This window comes from Ruegeria sp. YTSA108, from assembly GCF_059610185.1.
This window is the reverse complement of the sequence record NZ_JBXWND010000010.1, coordinates 87123-102502: the sequence shown is the minus strand read 5'-3', so window position 1 is coordinate 102502 and position 15380 is coordinate 87123. Positions and strand designations below refer to the sequence as shown.

Sequence of the window (15380 nt, the reverse complement as noted above, 5' to 3'; positions counted from 1 at the left end):
GTCCTCCTAGTACCGCTCAGACTGCGGTTTTATTGTTCTTATGCATGACTTCCCGGGCCAAATGCCGATAGGCCATCGCGCCCAGAGACCCCGAGTCATATTGCAAAACCGGCAACGCGTATGACGGAGCCTCACTGACCCGTACATTTCTGGGTATTTTGGTTTTAAATACCATCTCACCCAGATTGTCACGTGCGTCTTTTTCGACCTGACGGGACAAGTTGTTGCGGTTGTCATACATAGTCAGCACAACACCTTCGATTCTGAGGTCTGGATTCGCAGTCTGTCGCACCTCGCGAATGGTCAGCATGAGCTGGGACAAACCCTCTAATGCGAAGAACTCGCTTTGCAATGGCACCAGTACGGAATGCGCTGCGACCATCGCGTTTACCGTCAGAAGATTCAGCGATGGCGGACAGTCAATCAGGACGAAATCCAGATCGTACTTATCAATAGCAGTCTGGCGTAACGCATCATGCAGTAAATAGCTGCGTTTTTCGTTCGAAATCAGTTCGATATCGGCGGAACTGAGGTCTACCGTAGCGGGGACAACGAGAATGCCTTCAATCTCCGAGTCCTGAACGACCGCATCCAAAGGCGCATCATCCAGAATCAGGTCATAAGTTGTCCAATCTCGATCCTCGACACCTAAACCGGTTGAAGCATTCCCCTGTGGATCCAGATCAACCACTAGAACCCTGCATCCGGCCTCGGCCAGGCCTGCTGCCAAGTTTATGGCTGTTGTCGTCTTCCCAACCCCGCCCTTCTGGTTGGCTACCGCTATGATCCGGGGGCCTGAGGGACGAGATAGATCAACCACGTGATACTCCTTTGACCTTGAGGATGACGGCTTGGGGTTCTGTTAAACTTGTAATCGGATCACAGGTGAAATTCCATTCTTCCTGCGCATCCTGTACCTCTTTTTTCCAGCTTACACCTTTCGGCAACAAAGCGACGCCAGGATCGCCTAAATGTCTGTCACAAAAAGACAATAACACCCCGAGATCTGCCAAGGCGCGGGCAGACAAAACATCTGCATTCAGGGGGTCCACCGCTTCAATGCGTTTCGCCACCACTTTACAGTTTGCGCCACATTCCCGGGATACATTGCGTAAAAACGCAGATTTTCGCTGATCGCTTTCAACAAAGGTGAATTTTGCGTCTGGCGCTTCTTCGATCGCCATAATTGCACAGACCATACCGGGAAACCCACCACCACTTCCAATATCAACCCAATGCGAAAAGTTCTCGGCACATCGAAAAACCTGAACGGAATCCAAAATGTGCCGTGTCCAGATTTCGGACAAGCTTTTGCGCGATACGAGGTTGATTTTCGGGTTCCAGCGCTCGACAAGGGCAACATATGTTGCCAGTCGATCATATGTTTCACGTGAAACATTCAGACCGTCAAACAGCTCTTCCTTCATGCTTTGCGCACCCTCTGATCGCGGCGAAGCTTGGCCAACACCAGAGTCAGCGCAGCCGGCGTCACACCCTCTATCCGGCTTGCCTGCGCTACATTCTCAGGACGGGCGTTGGACAACTTCTGCTTCATCTCTGACGACAGCCCATCCAATGCGAAGAAGTCAAAATCACGCGGAATCTCATAGGCTTCATCGCGTTTCATCGCTTCGACATCACGTCTTTGCCGCTCGATATAATTCGCATACAGCGCATCGCGTTCCACTTGCTGCCGAATGCCTGAATCAACGTCCTGCAACTCAGGAATCAAGGGAACAAGGTCCTCAAAGTTCACATCAGGAAAGGCCAAAATCGCCATACCATCGCGGCGATTGCCATCCTGATTGACCTCGATACCAGCTTCTCGCACTTCTTTCGGAGTATAGGAATGATCTGTGAGCTTCTTTTTCGCAGCCTCCAACTTCTCCATCTTTTCAGAGAAGTGCTTGCGGCGTGTCTCGCTTACGCAACCTAGGCGTAGGCCAATAGGCGTCAGTCGTTGGTCGGCATTATCGGCGCGCAAAGACAATCTAAACTCTGCCCGTGAGGTAAACATCCGATAAGGTTCCGCCACTCCGCGAGTGGTCAGGTCATCGACCATGACACCAATATAACTGTCGGAACGCGTGAAATGGATTGGATCCCGACCCAAGACCTGAAGGGCAGCATTGAGGCCAGCCACCATTCCCTGAGCTGCAGCTTCCTCATATCCTGTGGTACCGTTAATCTGACCCGCAAGATATAGTCCTGGCGCCTCAGGCAACGACAGTGATGATGTAAGAACGCGAGGATCTACGTAGTCATATTCGATGGCGTAGCCAGGTTGGAGGATCTCTGCCTTTTCCAGCCCCATAATGGATCTGACATAATCGACCTGAACATCCTGTGGCAGTGAGGTAGAAATTCCATTCGGATAGATTGTGTGATCATTCACACCTTCTGGCTCGAGGAAAATCTGATGAGATTCCTTATCCGCAAACCGCACAATCTTATCTTCGATCGAAGGGCAATATCTGGGGCCTATACCGTCAATATGCCCCCCATACATCGCCGATCTGGAAAGGTTCTTTTCAATGATCTCATGTGTTCTGGCATTGGTATGTGTAATCCCGCAAGAAATCTGCGGTGCCACCACCCCCATCGAAAGGAATGAGAACAGCGTAGGTTCATCATCGCCGTCCTGACGTTCGAGACCTGACCAATCAATCGTCCGACCATCCAGCCGGGGTGGTGTCCCCGTTTTCAAGCGTCCTAGCGGCAGGTTAAGGCTATCCAAACGCTCGGCCAGCTTTACCGAGGGACGATCCCCCATACGTCCGCCAGGGCGCGATACGTCACCAATGTGAATAACGCCTCGCAAAAATGTCCCAGACGTCAGGATCACAGCGCCGGCCCGTATTTCAGACTCATCCGCCAATCGAATTCCGGTAACAGCAGGTCCATTCACCAGGAAATCTGTCACCTCGCCGACTACGACGCTGAGGTTCGGCTGTGCCGTGGTTTCTCGCTGCATCGCAGCTCGGTACAAAGCCCTGTCTGCCTGCGTTCTGGGCCCCTGCACAGCGGGGCCTTTACGGCGGTTCAGTAAACGAAACTGAATTCCCGCCTGGTCTGCGACGCGCCCCATCACCCCGTCCAACGCGTCAATTTCGCGGACAAGATGCCCTTTGCCGAGGCCCCCAATAGCGGGGTTACAGGACATTACGCCGATATCAGTGGCCGACAGAGTCACAAGGGCGGTAGTCGCACCCATCCGGGCGGCCGCATGGGCCGCCTCTGTTCCGGCGTGGCCCGCTCCGATAACGACGACGTCAAAATCCGAATGTTTCACGTGAAACACTCCTTACTTTCCCAGGCAGAAGCTTGAGAATATTTCATCCAACAAGTCTTCTACACCAATTCTGCCAACCAGAGCTTCCAAAGCGCGGATCGCGGTCCTCAGTTCCTCGGCTGCAATATCATACAGGTCGGGACCTGATTCCAGAACAACGATTGCAGCACTAAGTGCGTCGCGCGCTGTGATCAGCGCTATACGATGCCTTTCACGCGTGGCGATACCATGGGTAGTAGTACGATCACCCAATACACGCGATATGTTGGAAATCAACCGATCCACACCCTGCCCGGTTTTCCCGGAGATTCCCTCATCAGGACTGTTTCTCAGATCGGATTTCGGATGAACCTGGATATCTCCTTCCAACAACTGAACGCCCAGCTCTTTTGGATCATCAGTCAGAAATACGCGCAGATCGGCGGCCTCGGCGCGCTTTTTGGCCCGCTCAATTCCCAGGCTTTCGACGTGATCGTCGGTTTCCCGCAAGCCCGCTGTATCCAACAAAGTAACGGGAAGTCCCTCAAGGTCCATTCGAACTTCAATCACATCGCGCGTAGTGCCGGCATATTCCGACGTGATCGCTGCTTCGCGACCGGCCAGAGCATTCAGCAATGTCGACTTTCCAGCATTTGGCAAGCCAACAATCGCAACCTCGAACCCGGTTCGAATGCGTTCCGCAATACGAACCCCTTCAGCTTCACGGTGTAGATCTGCAATGACATCTGTGATCAACTGGCGCACTTCAGGGGTAACATCGGTTGGCACCTCTTCATCGGCAAAATCAATCACTGCCTCAAGCAGCGATGCGGCGCGAATCAAATCGCGCCGCCAGCGTTCAGCCAAATTCCCAAGCTCTCCGGCCAGAATGATCTGTGCTTGCTTGCGTTGAGCTTCTGTCTCAGCGTCGATCAGATCGGCAAGGCCCTCGACCTGTGTCAAATCCATTTTGCCGTTTTCCAAGGCACGGCGGGTGAATTCCCCGGGATCGGCCAGGCGCAAACCGTCCATGTCCGCAAGGCAGCGCATGACGGCGTTGACCGCCGCTGTACTGCCGTGAATCTGTAGCTCTGCCACGTCTTCGCCAGTAAAGCTGGCCGGGGCCTGGAAGGTCAGAACTACCCCATCATCCAGGCGCGATCCGTCTTTGCCATACAGGCTGCGCACCCGCATCCCGCGGGAGGGCAAAGCAGCACCGGAAAGAGCAGCCGCGGCAGGATGCGCCAAGGGGCCCGAGAGACGGATGACCGCCACCCCTGCCTTGCCTTGCGCGCTGGCCAAGGCGAATATCGTATCCATTCGACCGCCTCGCTTGCGTCCAGGACCTGTGTCAGGTGTTCATCGAATCGAAGAACTCGCCATTTGTCTTGGTCTGTTTCAACTTGGACAACAGGAACTCGATCGCATCGGTAGTGCCCATCGGGTTCAGGATACGGCGCAGAACAAAGGTCTTGGCCAGATCACCCTTATCGACCAGCAAATCCTCTTTCCGCGTACCGGATTTGAGGATGTCGATAGCCGGGAACACGCGCTTATCTGCGATCTTACGATCCAGAACAATTTCCGAGTTACCGGTGCCTTTGAATTCTTCGAAGATGACTTCGTCCATCCGGCTGCCGGTATCAATCAGCGCAGTGGCGATGATGGTCAGCGAGCCGCCTTCTTCGATATTCCGTGCCGCACCAAAGAATCGCTTAGGCCGTTGCAGAGCGTTTGCATCCACACCGCCGGTCAGAACCTTACCCGAGGATGGAACCACGGTGTTAAATGCCCTACCAAGTCTTGTGATCGAGTCGAGAAGAATAACAACATCTCGTTTATGCTCGACCAAACGCTTGGCTTTTTCGATAACCATCTCAGATACGGCAACGTGGCGGGTGGCGGGTTCGTCAAAGGTCGACGACACGACCTCGCCCTTCACCGAACGCTGCATGTCGGTCACCTCTTCCGGCCGCTCGTCGATCAGTAGGACGATCAGATAGCACTCAGGGTGGTTCTTTTCGATCGAGTTCGCAATATTCTGCAGGATCACCGTCTTACCGGTCCGTGGCGGTGCCACAATCAACGACCGCTGACCTTTACCGATCGGCGAAACCAGATCGATGACACGGGCGGACTTGTCCTTGATGGTTGGGTCTTCGACCTCCATCTTCAGGCGCTCATCCGGATAAAGCGGTGTCAGGTTGTCGAAAGCAACTTTATGCCTGGCTTTCTCGGGATCTTCGAAATTGATTTTGGTGACCTTGATCAGTGCGAAATACCGTTCGTTCTCGTCCGGCGCCTTGATATCACCTTCGACCGTATCACCGGTGCGCAACGAATGCTGGCGGATCATTTCTGGCGAGACATAGATATCATCAGGACCGGGCAAATAGTTCGCCTCGGGCGAACGCAGGAACCCGAACCCATCTTGCAGAACTTCAAGTACGCCATCGCCGCCCACGGTCCAGCCTTCATCTGCGCGTTCACGCAGAATCTGGAACATCATCTCGCCTTTTCGCATGGTCGAGGCGTTTTCGATCTCAAGCTCTTCGGCCATCGCCAAAAGGTCTTTGGGGCTTTTGGCTTTCAGATCGGCCAGATTGAGGGATTCATTAGACATGATGATAAGAACCTTGGCCGCATGGATGCGGCTCGGACTGGAATTTCAATACGGAAGATACGCCGCCCGGACGGGCGTGTTACGCGATAAATAAGCGCTTACCTACAAAGAGTCAAATAGCTGCTCAGAACTTCAGAACGACCGCCAGAACGATGATAACCATCAAAATGGTAGGCACCTCGTTCATCATGCGATACTGCCGCCCAGTGAGCGTATTTCGGCCCTCTAAGAAGTCCTTTCGACGTACCATCAGCCAGTAGTGGAACCAAGTCATCGCAATCACTGCTGCGCCTTTGACCCAGGGCCAGGCAAAATCCCAGCCGACTATGCCTGGAGTGAATACCATGATCAGGCCGCAGGCCCAGGCCACGTACATCGCCGGGCGCATGATCACCCGCAGCAGCTTTTCTTCCATTTCAAAGAAGATCTCCTGCGCCCCGTCAACGCCTTGGGCTTTTTCTACGTGATAGACGTACAATCTAGGCAGATAGAACAAACCAGCCATCCAAGAGATCACGGCCATGATGTGCAGGGACTTCACCCAAGGATAGATGGTGAAAAGAAGATCAGTCATTCCAGCTCCGGGCGTGGTTTGGATCTCTCCCTATAAAAAAAATAGGAAAAGAGAAAGGATGATGGCTTTGTAGGGAGATCAAATTCCGTGGATTACTTATTTACCCATCTGTTTTCCCCAGGTGGATAGTTTCACCCGAGAACTGGGTGATTCTGTTAATTTCATAAAAAACCACAATAAAACAATATGTTATGATTATATAGTGCGTAGACTTCCCGGGATAACTTGATGAATAAGCTGGGATATCCCGCTTGTCCCGATGTTCAAAGTTATCCTTGTCCAGACTGGACAGGGTTCGGGCGACTCATAGAAGTTTTTCGCGAAAACACCGGGCTTGCGTGTCAACAGGAAAACCATACAAACCATCCTTGAACGATCAACCATTTGCTCAGGGGGTTTTCCACATTTCTGTCCCCATCATATTGGCCTCGGGGTCATCCATTCGTGCGCAGTTGCTAGAGAATGCGGGCGTGCGGTTTGCCGTTCAAACTGCACGCGTGGACGAAGAGACCGCCAAACGGGCTTTGCTGGCCGAAGAGGCATCTCCACGTGATATTGCCGATACTCTGGCAGAGATGAAAGCCCGCAAGGTCAGCGACAAGGTGCCGGGGCCGATGGTTCTGGGATGTGATCAGGTGCTGGATTTCGAAGGTCAGCTTTTGTCCAAACCGCAATCGCCCGAGGATGCGCTGGCGCAGCTCAAAGCGATACGGGGCAAGCGGCATATGCTGTTATCCGCAGCCGTCATCTATCAGAATGGCGAGCCGATCTGGCGACATGTAGGTCAGGTGCGCCTGCGGATGAGGATGAGTTCGGACGCCTATCTACGCGACTATGTTGCGCGCAACTGGGACAGCATCCGCCACGCAGTCGGGGCCTATAAGCTTGAGGAAGAAGGCGTGCGGCTGTTCGCAACCATTGACGGTGACTATTTTAACGTTTTGGGTATGCCCCTATTGGAGCTGTTGAATTTTCTGGCGGTCAAAGGGGTGATTGATCAATGAGTGGCAAGCAGATCCCGCTGGCGGGTGTGATCGGGCATCCGATTTCCCATTCGAAATCCCCAATACTGCATGGCCATTGGCTGAAAACTTATGGCCTGGCCGGTCACTATATCCCCATGGATGTCGCACCGGATGATCTTGAGGCTGTTCTACGAACTTTGCCCAAAGCCGGATTTGTCGGGGCCAACATCACAGTGCCCCATAAAGAGGTGGCCTTGGATCTGGCGGATACGGCTTCGGACCGGGCCAAGCAGATCGGGGCTGCTAATACGCTTGTGTTTCAGCCCGACGGTTCGATCCATGCGGATAACACCGATGGGTACGGGTTCATGCAGAACCTGCGCAGCGGCGCCCCAGATTGGATTCCAGCGGATGGTCCCGCGGTTGTCTTTGGTGCCGGAGGCGCCGCGCGTGCTGTTCTTCAAGCGTTGGTCGATGCAGGTGTGCCCGAGATTTTCTTGACCAATCGGACGCGCACACGTGCAGATCGCCTGAAGGAAGAGTTTGGTACGACCATAACGGTGGTGGATTGGTTGAAAGCGGGCAACGTGGTTGAAGATGCGGAACTTGTGGTCAACACAAGTTCGCTTGGGATGCACGGCCAGCCCGAGCTGCGGGTGCCTCTGGACGGGTTACAGCCCGGTGCCATAGTCACCGATCTGGTCTATGCGCCACTTAAGACACGCTTGCTGGAAACAGCAGAACAGGCGGGATGCACACCCGTAGATGGCCTTGGCATGTTGTTGCATCAGGCCGTACCTGGGTTTGAAAGCTGGTTTGGGGTGCGCCCTGAAGTCACTTCTGATTTGCGTGCTGCGGTGCTGGGATGAGCTTTGCACTTGGCCTGACCGGTTCTATCGGCATGGGAAAAAGCACAACTGCCAGCATGTTCGTCGACGAAGGCTGTGCGTTGTGGGACGCAGATGCCGCCGTGCATCGGCTATACGCGCGTGGCGGGACAGCGATCAAGCCGATGCGTAGGGCGTTTCCTGAGGCCATTATCGACGGCGCGGTTAGCCGGGAAGTATTGAAACGGCTCATTTCAGCAGACCCGGCAGCGCTGAAAGCGATTGAGGCCGTTGTTCACCCGCTGGTGGCGGCGGATCGAGCGGCGTTCCGGGAACAAGCCACCGCAGATATTCTTGTTTTCGATATTCCGCTGCTTTTTGAAACCGGTGGAGATGCGGCGATGGATGCGGTCGCCTGTGTCTCGGTCCCGGCTGACGAGCAGAAACGCCGCGTGATGGCGCGCGGTACCATGACCGAGGCGCAGTTCGAGCAGATCAAAGCCAAGCAGATGCCGAATGACGAAAAATGCGCGCGGTCTGATTTTGTGATCGTCACGGACAGTCTGGACCACGCCCGCGCGCAAGTGCAGGATGTGGTCAGACAGATACGAGCAGGGCTGACAGATGCGTGAGATCGTACTCGATACAGAAACCACAGGCTTTGATCCTGAAAGCGGCGACCGGATTGTGGAAATCGGTGCGGTTGAGCTTTGGAATCATGTGGCCACGGGCGAGACCTATCACGTCTATATCAACCCCCAACGGTTCATGCCCGAAGAGGCGTTTGGCGTGCATGGCATTGGCCCGGACCTGCTGGAACCGCCCCGGCCGGTGGAAAAAGGTCAGGTCACGCTGAAGGACAAGCCGGTTTTTGCCAAGGTTGGTCAGGGGTTTCGGGATTTTGTCGCTGACTCGAAACTGGTGATCCACAATGCGTCATTCGACATGAAGTTCCTGAATGCCGAGCTGGGCTGGATGGGTCTGCCGCCGATCCCGATGGATCAGGCGCTGGATACGCTGGCGATTGCGCGCAAACGGTTTCCGGGCTCGCCCGCCTCGCTGGATGCGTTGTGCCGGCGGTTCAACATAGACAACTCGAACCGGGTCTTGCACGGGGCGTTGCTCGACTCTGAAATTCTCGCTGAGGTCTATCTTGAGCTGATCGGCGGACGTCAGCCAGATTTCGGGCTGTCGACCTCTGCGTCTTCTTCGGTTGGCGGAGCAGAAGAGTGGCGGCCATCGCCGCGCAAAGATGCCTTGCCGTCCCGGATCACCCAAGACGAACGCGCGGCGCATGAGAAATTTATTGATAAACTGGGCGAAAACGCCCTTTGGTCCCGCGCCTGAGATCACTCCGGCGCGGGGAGGGCTGATTAGGCCTGAGTCTTTTGCGTCTCGGCTTGGCGACGCATCAATTCATTCCGGTACAGGCTGACAAAATCAATATTGTCCAGGTTAACCGGCGGGTATCCTCCATCGCGCGTGATGTCGCTGACGATGCGGCGCAGGAACGGGAACAGCATGCGCGGGCATTCGATCATCAGGAACGGATGCAGCTGGTCTTCGGCGACACCTTCCACATGGAACAGGCCGCAATAATCCAGCTCGCACAGGAACAGGATGTCTTCCATGCCCTTGGCTTTGGATTTGAGGTTCAGCTTGATCGACACCTCGTATTGATGCTCAGCCGGGCGCTTTTTGGCGTCCAGATTGACCTGAACCGCGATCTCGGGCTGGACATCGCCAGACACGCCTTTTTGCGCCATCACGTTTTCAAAGGACATATCGCGAATGAATTGTCCCAGAACGCGCATCTGGATCTGGGGTGCGGTCTGGGCCGCGGTGTTTTCTTGGGCGCCGTCTTCGGCCATGGGTCTACTCCGAAACTGAAATTCGCCACTGCTTAGCAAGTTGGGCGAGGCACCTCAATGCTGGTGCGGCCCTTCGACCCATTTCGATGGCTTTGACGGGTTCTGACGGGGACGAACCTCGGTGTATTCACCGTCGACCACATCGCCCTGGGTCGATGCTTGGGGCCCGGTCCTGAACTGCGTCCCGCCGCCCATCTGAAACTGCGTGATTGTGACCTTCGAGCGGAGATAACGGAATACAGAGACCCGGACGCCAGGGATTAACAGCGCAAATCCAACGGCATCGGTGAAAAACCCCGGTGTCAGCAGCAAGACACCAGACAGCAAGATCATCGCGCCATGGGCCAAAGGTTCGGTCGGGTCGTCAAGCTCTGCAAAGGATCGTTGCAGGTTTTCCAGCGCCATGCGACCTTGTGTCCGCACCAAAGCGGTACCCAGAACGGCCGTTAGAACCACGATCGCAAGGGTTGGCCACAGTCCGATTAGCCCACCAACCTGAATGAACAGGCCGATTTCGATGATCGGAACAAGTAAAAAAGCCAGGAACAGGTACATTTGCATTATCCTTTACTGCAGGTCGGGCGGTAGACTTGTCCCGAACTGTCACCTACATAGTGGCAAGAGGCCGTGTATACAAAGTCGCGGTCTGACCAAGAGGATGAAATGAACGAACCAATGATCCAGTTGCTGGTCCTGGCCGGAATTGCCGTTTTCCTGATCCTGCGCCTGAAAAGCGTACTGGGTACACGTGAGGGTTTTGAGAAACCCCCGCTTCAACAACAGTCCGAAGCCAATAAGTCGCGCCGTGATTTTGAGGTGATTGAGGGTGGGCCAGATCACGACATTACCGATCACGTGCCCGAGGACAGCGAACAGGCGCAGACCCTATCCGCTATGAAACGGATCGAGCCGGGCTTTTCGGTGGGTGAATTTGTTCAGGGCTCTCGCGGCGCTTATGAGATGATCGTCATGGGGTTCGAAAAGGGCAATCTGGATGAAATCCAGCCCTTCCTGTCGGAAGAGGTATTTGAAACCTTTGTTTCGGTCGTTGCCGCGCGCGAGGATCAGGGGCTGACCATCGAGGCCGAATTTATCGGTGTGCGCGAAACCACACTGGCAGATGTGAGCTTTGACAAGGATACCAACCAGGCCGAAATCACCATGAAATTTGTTGGTGAGCTGACTTCGGCCGTGCGGGATCGTGGTGGCGATATCATCGAGGGCAACCCAAACACGGTTAAACGTCAAAAGGACAGCTGGACCTTTGCCCGCGTTATGGGCTCGGACGATCCGAACTGGCTGCTTGTTGCCACGGACGCATGATTGAAGCGTTTCGGTCGCTTTTCCTGGTGGCTGTCATGACCACCTCTGCCAGCGCCGAGGTGACACGATCCATACTGTCCTATGATGACCTGAATGGTTGGGCCGCCGATGATCACGGGGCGGCCCTTTCGGTTTTTCTGAACACGTGCGGTGATCTGGATGATCCGGACTGGCAGGCATTGTGCGGCGTGGCGCGCACCTATAAGCCCGATGCGGCCCGGTCATTTTTTGAGCTGTTCTTCCGTCCCGTTCTGGTCGAAGACGGGAAGGATGGCCTGTTCACAGGCTATTTTGAACCCGAACTGGACGGGTCCAAAACCAGATCGGAGCGGTATAAATACCCGATCTATAAAATGCCTCCTGAGGCGCGCGGAGCCGAAAAATGGTTATCCCGTCGCGATCTGCTGACCGGTGATGTCATGCAGGGCCGCGGTCTTGAAATCGCCTGGGTGGACGACCCAGTCGAGCTGTTCTTTCTGCAGATTCAGGGCTCAGGCCGTATCCGGTTGCCCGATGGGAGGGCGCTGCGGGTCGGTTATGGGGGCGCCAATGGGCATCCTTATCGTTCGATCGGGTCCGAACTGATCCGGCGCGGTGCCCTGGGTGCGCATCAGGTCAGTGCGCAGATGATCAAATCCTGGGTCCGCAAGAATCCCGAGGCGGGTACCGAATTGCTGTTTCACAACCCGTCTTATGTGTTCTTCCGCGAGGTGAATCGTGTTGCACCGGAATTTGGCCCTCTGGGTGCGATGAACCGTTCGGTCACTACCATGCGCAGCATTGCCGCCGATCCGGCATACACACCGCTGGGTGCTCCAGTCTGGGTCGAAAAGGACGGCAAGGATCCTTTGCGCAGGCTGATGATCGCTCAGGATACCGGGTCGGCCATCAAGGGCGCGCAACGGGCTGATATTTTCTTTGGAACCGGCGATGCCGCAGGGGCTGCAGCGGGGCGCCTGAAAGATCCGGGTCGCATGGTGGTACTGCTGCCGATTCAGCGCGCATATGCTCTTTTGCCGGACGAGTTCTGATGTCGCGCCGCAAATTGACCCCTGACGAAATGGATCTGTGGCGCAAGGTGACCAAACAGGCAGATCGCCTGCATCCCGAACTGCCGCAGTCGGTGCACCCCACCTCATTGCCCAAGCCGAAACCGACAAAGACCTTTAAGCCCCGGATCGAGGCGTTTGAAGTCGGGCAGAACGCGGCTGGCAGGGGTGTACGGCATGTGTTGAAACCATCCGTTACCGAAGGGTTACGCGCCAACCCGGTGCAAATGGACAGCAAGGCTTTTGCCCGGATGAAACGTGGCAAGCTCCGACCCGAGGGCAAGTTGGACTTGCATGGCTTGCGGATGGACACGGCCTATCCGGCACTGGTGCGCTTTGTGCTAACCGCGCAGGCTTCGGGCAAGCGTCTGGTTCTGGTGGTGACCGGAAAGGGCAAGGATCGGGACGAGCCCGGCCCCATCCCCACTCCGCGCGGCGTCTTGCGTAATCAGGTACCGCAATGGCTGTCACTGCCGCCCTTGGCACAGGCTGTGATGCAGGTGACGCCCGCGCATATCAGCCATGGTGGCGACGGGGCCTATTACGTCTATCTGCGTCGCAGTCGCTAAAGCGTGCGTGCGGCGCGGCTGATTCCAATCCAGGTCAGCAGACAAACCAGCAGGAAGAAGACGCCGATCCACAGGAACTGCGTGTCCAGAGGAACCCCCTGATCAATCAACACGCCGGTCAGTCCGGGGCCAATCGCCGACCCAAGGACCATGACCGCAGTGGCCATGGCCTTGATCGCGCCAATATGACGGGTTCCATAGAATTCCGCCCAGAACGCACTGGGCAAGGTGCTGTTTGCGCCGACGGTAAGCCCCAGAAAGACCAATGCAGCAACCGCACCCCCAATCGAGGTGCTTGCAGCCGCCAACATGAAGCCGATAGCTATTGGCACCTGATAGAAGGGCATCATTCGGGCGGTTCCCCATTTATCCAGTGCCCATCCCGCGACAAACATCGAGATCAGGGAAACACCTGTGTAGACGGGAAACAGCGCCACCAACTCGATATGTTGCCAGCCTTTGACCTCGGCCAGATGGACCTGATGAAAGAAGAATGCGGTGATAAAGGCAGAAGGACCCAGCAAGGCGGGGGCCATGAACCAGAACAACGGGTTCAGCAAAGCGTCGGTGCGTGTCCAGTGCCGCCCCTGCATACCTGCTGCTGAGTACTCGCTGGCCAGACTTTGCGGTGTGCGCTCTTGCCGAAGCAAGCGCAGCAGAATCGGAATGCCGGCCACACAAATACCTGCCGAGATGATCCAGAGCAGGCGCCAATCCAAAAACACCATCGCAGCGACAAAGATTACCGGCAAAAGCGCTTCGCCAACCGCAAATCCGACCGAGGCGATCGACAAGGCCTTGCCGCGCGTTGTGGTAAACCAACGCGCCATCGCGACCAAGGCAAGATGGGTGCTCATCCCTTGCCCGAACAGGCGCAACAGGAAGATCACCAGCGGTAGCAGGATCAGCCAGCGGTTCAACGCCATCGCTAGCGCCGCCACGGCTAGCCCAGCCAGGACAGCGGGGCCGAGCACACGCACCCGGAAGATATCCGTAAGCCCGCCCGCCCAGATCATGATGATGGCGGATGCGGTCGTACCCAGCGAATAGATCCCACCCCAGGCTCCATGGCTCAACCCGAACGTCGCACGAATTTCGCCGGAAAAGATCGAGATGAAGAACGTTTGCCCAAAACAGGACAGAAAAGTCAGCAGAACTCCGGCGCCAAGCCATGAGGCATTTGCTTTCAGATAATGCCCCAGGTGAAAGGACATTACGGAGAGCTGACCTTGGCCTGCCCGGTCTCGGTCAGCTCAATCTCGGTCGCCCCGGTCGGGTTGCGGACCTCGGCGGGGGCGATCACGTCAATTCCGCGTTGCCTGCCAAAGGTGCTGCTGACTCGCCGCGCGGAATTGATGATCGCAAGAAGCGCCGGAGAGGTTGCGGCCACAAAATGAGAAGACCCGGCATCGCTGTTGAAGGCGGTCGTATCCAGAATACTGATCTTATATTCGGACAGCGCATCGGCCGAGCTGATATTTCCCAGACGTTCGCTTTTGGCGGTACCGCGCAGGCGTGCGGATATACTCAGCAGCCTGTCTTTGCGTGAGATCATCACAATGAACGGGTCAGGCAGCGTTTTGATGCTGTCCATCTGCGACCGGAACAGATCGACATCCAGATCCGGTGCGATCAGAACAACCCCTTCGATATTCCGATGCGACCAGCCCGGTTCGCGCAGCTCGGCCTGCCGCATCATCTCCATCGTCAGGGCGGTGCCCATGGAATGCGCCACAAGGATAACCCGATCGACCCCCATTGATTTCAGCTGGCGAACAGTTTGTTCCAGACCATCACGGGCGAACAGCATGCTGTCGATGTCATAGGCATAGCCATAACCCGTTGCCTGGCTTGGCCAGGAATAGACCATGGTTTCACCCGGTATTTCCAGATCATGTTCCAACTGCGCGGCGCGGAACACTGTTTCCGACTGGGTCGTGTTATAGCCGTGGATAAAGATCGAAACCTCGTCCACACCTCTTAGTCGCGAGGCAAGGCCCTGGGGTCCAGCAAGCTCGTCTTCATCAGCCATCACGAACTGATTTTCCGGGTCCGGGTCGGCATAGGAAAAATCCAATGTCCCGGGTGTGTGATTGGGTGGAATCGAGACCGTCATCTCGAGAAACTGCAGCTGATCGCTGCGGCGATACCCATAGGATCCGTCCGCTTCGCGCGCGCGGGTGGTTGCTGCGTAAATGGTTTTGGGCGTGCCAATCTCCAGTGCCGAGGGCACGGTTTGAGATACGGTCCGGTCGACACATGCGGCTAGCGTTGCCGCAGTCAGGACAAAAATAATATAGCGCAGCAC

At 55.7% G+C, this 15380-nt stretch carries 17 protein-coding genes; 7 read left to right on the top strand and 10 right to left on the bottom strand.

What is annotated here, in order from left to right; genetic code table 11:
- Positions 1-16 precede the first annotated feature (16 nt).
- The 6 genes from AC2FHW_RS14610 to AC2FHW_RS14585 form a co-directional block, all read right to left on the bottom strand.
- Positions 17-820, bottom strand: coding sequence for a ParA family protein (locus tag AC2FHW_RS14610; RefSeq protein WP_142637414.1), 804 nt, complete (start codon positions 818-820; stop codon positions 17-19).
- Entirely contained in the window at positions 813-1427 is a 615-nt protein-coding gene (gene rsmG, locus AC2FHW_RS14605; protein ID WP_496703257.1) for a 16S rRNA (guanine(527)-N(7))-methyltransferase RsmG, read from the bottom strand. Before rsmG ends, AC2FHW_RS14610 begins: the two co-directional genes overlap by 8 nt.
- A complete protein-coding gene (gene mnmG / locus AC2FHW_RS14600; protein WP_496702907.1) occupies positions 1424-3292 on the bottom strand; it encodes a tRNA uridine-5-carboxymethylaminomethyl(34) synthesis enzyme MnmG in 1869 nt (622 codons plus the stop codon). Before mnmG ends, rsmG begins: the two co-directional genes overlap by 4 nt.
- 12 nt (positions 3293-3304) lie before the next feature.
- Positions 3305-4591 carry a tRNA uridine-5-carboxymethylaminomethyl(34) synthesis GTPase MnmE gene (gene mnmE, locus AC2FHW_RS14595; RefSeq protein ID WP_496822125.1) on the bottom strand — a complete coding sequence of 429 codons (1287 nt, stop codon included), beginning with the start codon at positions 4589-4591 and terminating at the stop codon, positions 3305-3307.
- A 31-nt stretch (positions 4592-4622) separates the two neighbouring features.
- A complete protein-coding gene (rho, locus tag AC2FHW_RS14590; RefSeq protein ID WP_142637421.1) occupies positions 4623-5894 on the bottom strand; it encodes a transcription termination factor Rho in 1272 nt (423 codons plus the stop codon).
- 124 nt (positions 5895-6018) lie between these two features.
- On the bottom strand, positions 6019-6468 hold the full coding sequence (locus tag AC2FHW_RS14585; protein WP_142637422.1) for a CopD family protein: 450 nt from the start codon (positions 6466-6468) through the stop codon (positions 6019-6021).
- Between the two features lie 404 nt (positions 6469-6872).
- Here AC2FHW_RS14585 and AC2FHW_RS14580 point away from each other — a divergent pair, with 404 nt between their 5' ends.
- Genes AC2FHW_RS14580 through dnaQ form a run of 4 tightly spaced genes read left to right on the top strand, consistent with a single transcriptional unit; the run spans position 6873 to position 9607 of the window.
- Positions 6873-7472, top strand: coding sequence for a Maf family protein (locus tag AC2FHW_RS14580; RefSeq protein ID WP_496822146.1), 600 nt, complete (start codon positions 6873-6875; stop codon positions 7470-7472).
- The gene (locus AC2FHW_RS14575) at positions 7469-8302 is read left to right on the top strand and encodes a shikimate dehydrogenase (RefSeq protein ID WP_496692597.1); all 834 of its coding nucleotides are present in this window, start codon (positions 7469-7471) and stop codon (positions 8300-8302) included. Before AC2FHW_RS14580 ends, AC2FHW_RS14575 begins: the two co-directional genes overlap by 4 nt.
- Positions 8299-8892, top strand: a complete 594-nt coding sequence (coaE, locus tag AC2FHW_RS14570; protein WP_496822123.1) for a dephospho-CoA kinase — start codon at positions 8299-8301, stop codon at positions 8890-8892. Before AC2FHW_RS14575 ends, coaE begins: the two co-directional genes overlap by 4 nt.
- Positions 8885-9607: a DNA polymerase III subunit epsilon gene (gene dnaQ / locus AC2FHW_RS14565; RefSeq protein ID WP_271950625.1), complete on the top strand. Its 723-nt coding sequence runs from the start codon at positions 8885-8887 to the stop codon at positions 9605-9607. Before coaE ends, dnaQ begins: the two co-directional genes overlap by 8 nt.
- 26 nt (positions 9608-9633) lie before the next feature.
- Here dnaQ and secB read toward each other — a convergent pair whose 3' ends face one another.
- Positions 9634-10131, bottom strand: a complete 498-nt coding sequence (gene secB, locus AC2FHW_RS14560; RefSeq protein WP_142637430.1) for a protein-export chaperone SecB — start codon at positions 10129-10131, stop codon at positions 9634-9636.
- A gap of 54 nt (positions 10132-10185) precedes the next feature.
- On the bottom strand, positions 10186-10686 hold the full coding sequence (locus AC2FHW_RS14555) for an FxsA family protein (protein ID WP_142637432.1): 501 nt from the start codon (positions 10684-10686) through the stop codon (positions 10186-10188).
- Between the two features lie 108 nt (positions 10687-10794).
- Here AC2FHW_RS14555 and AC2FHW_RS14550 point away from each other — a divergent pair, with 108 nt between their 5' ends.
- The 3 genes from AC2FHW_RS14550 to AC2FHW_RS14540 are packed head-to-tail and all read left to right on the top strand — an operon-like array spanning position 10795 to position 13072.
- Complete coding sequence (locus AC2FHW_RS14550) at positions 10795-11454, top strand: Tim44/TimA family putative adaptor protein (RefSeq protein ID WP_142637434.1); 660 nt, start codon at positions 10795-10797, stop codon at positions 11452-11454.
- A complete protein-coding gene (gene mltA, locus AC2FHW_RS14545) occupies positions 11451-12485 on the top strand; it encodes a murein transglycosylase A (RefSeq protein WP_271950628.1) in 1035 nt (344 codons plus the stop codon). Before AC2FHW_RS14550 ends, mltA begins: the two co-directional genes overlap by 4 nt.
- Positions 12485-13072 (top strand): Smr/MutS family protein, encoded by a 588-nt coding sequence (locus AC2FHW_RS14540; protein ID WP_271950630.1) that lies wholly within the window; start codon positions 12485-12487, stop codon positions 13070-13072. Before mltA ends, AC2FHW_RS14540 begins: the two co-directional genes overlap by 1 nt.
- Here AC2FHW_RS14540 and AC2FHW_RS14535 read toward each other — a convergent pair.
- Positions 13069-14286 carry an MFS transporter gene (locus AC2FHW_RS14535; RefSeq protein WP_271950632.1) on the bottom strand — a complete coding sequence of 406 codons (1218 nt, stop codon included), beginning with the start codon at positions 14284-14286 and terminating at the stop codon, positions 13069-13071. The genes AC2FHW_RS14540 and AC2FHW_RS14535 overlap by 4 nt on opposite strands.
- A complete protein-coding gene (locus AC2FHW_RS14530; RefSeq protein ID WP_496702921.1) occupies positions 14286-15380 on the bottom strand; it encodes an alpha/beta hydrolase in 1095 nt (364 codons plus the stop codon). Before AC2FHW_RS14530 ends, AC2FHW_RS14535 begins: the two co-directional genes overlap by 1 nt.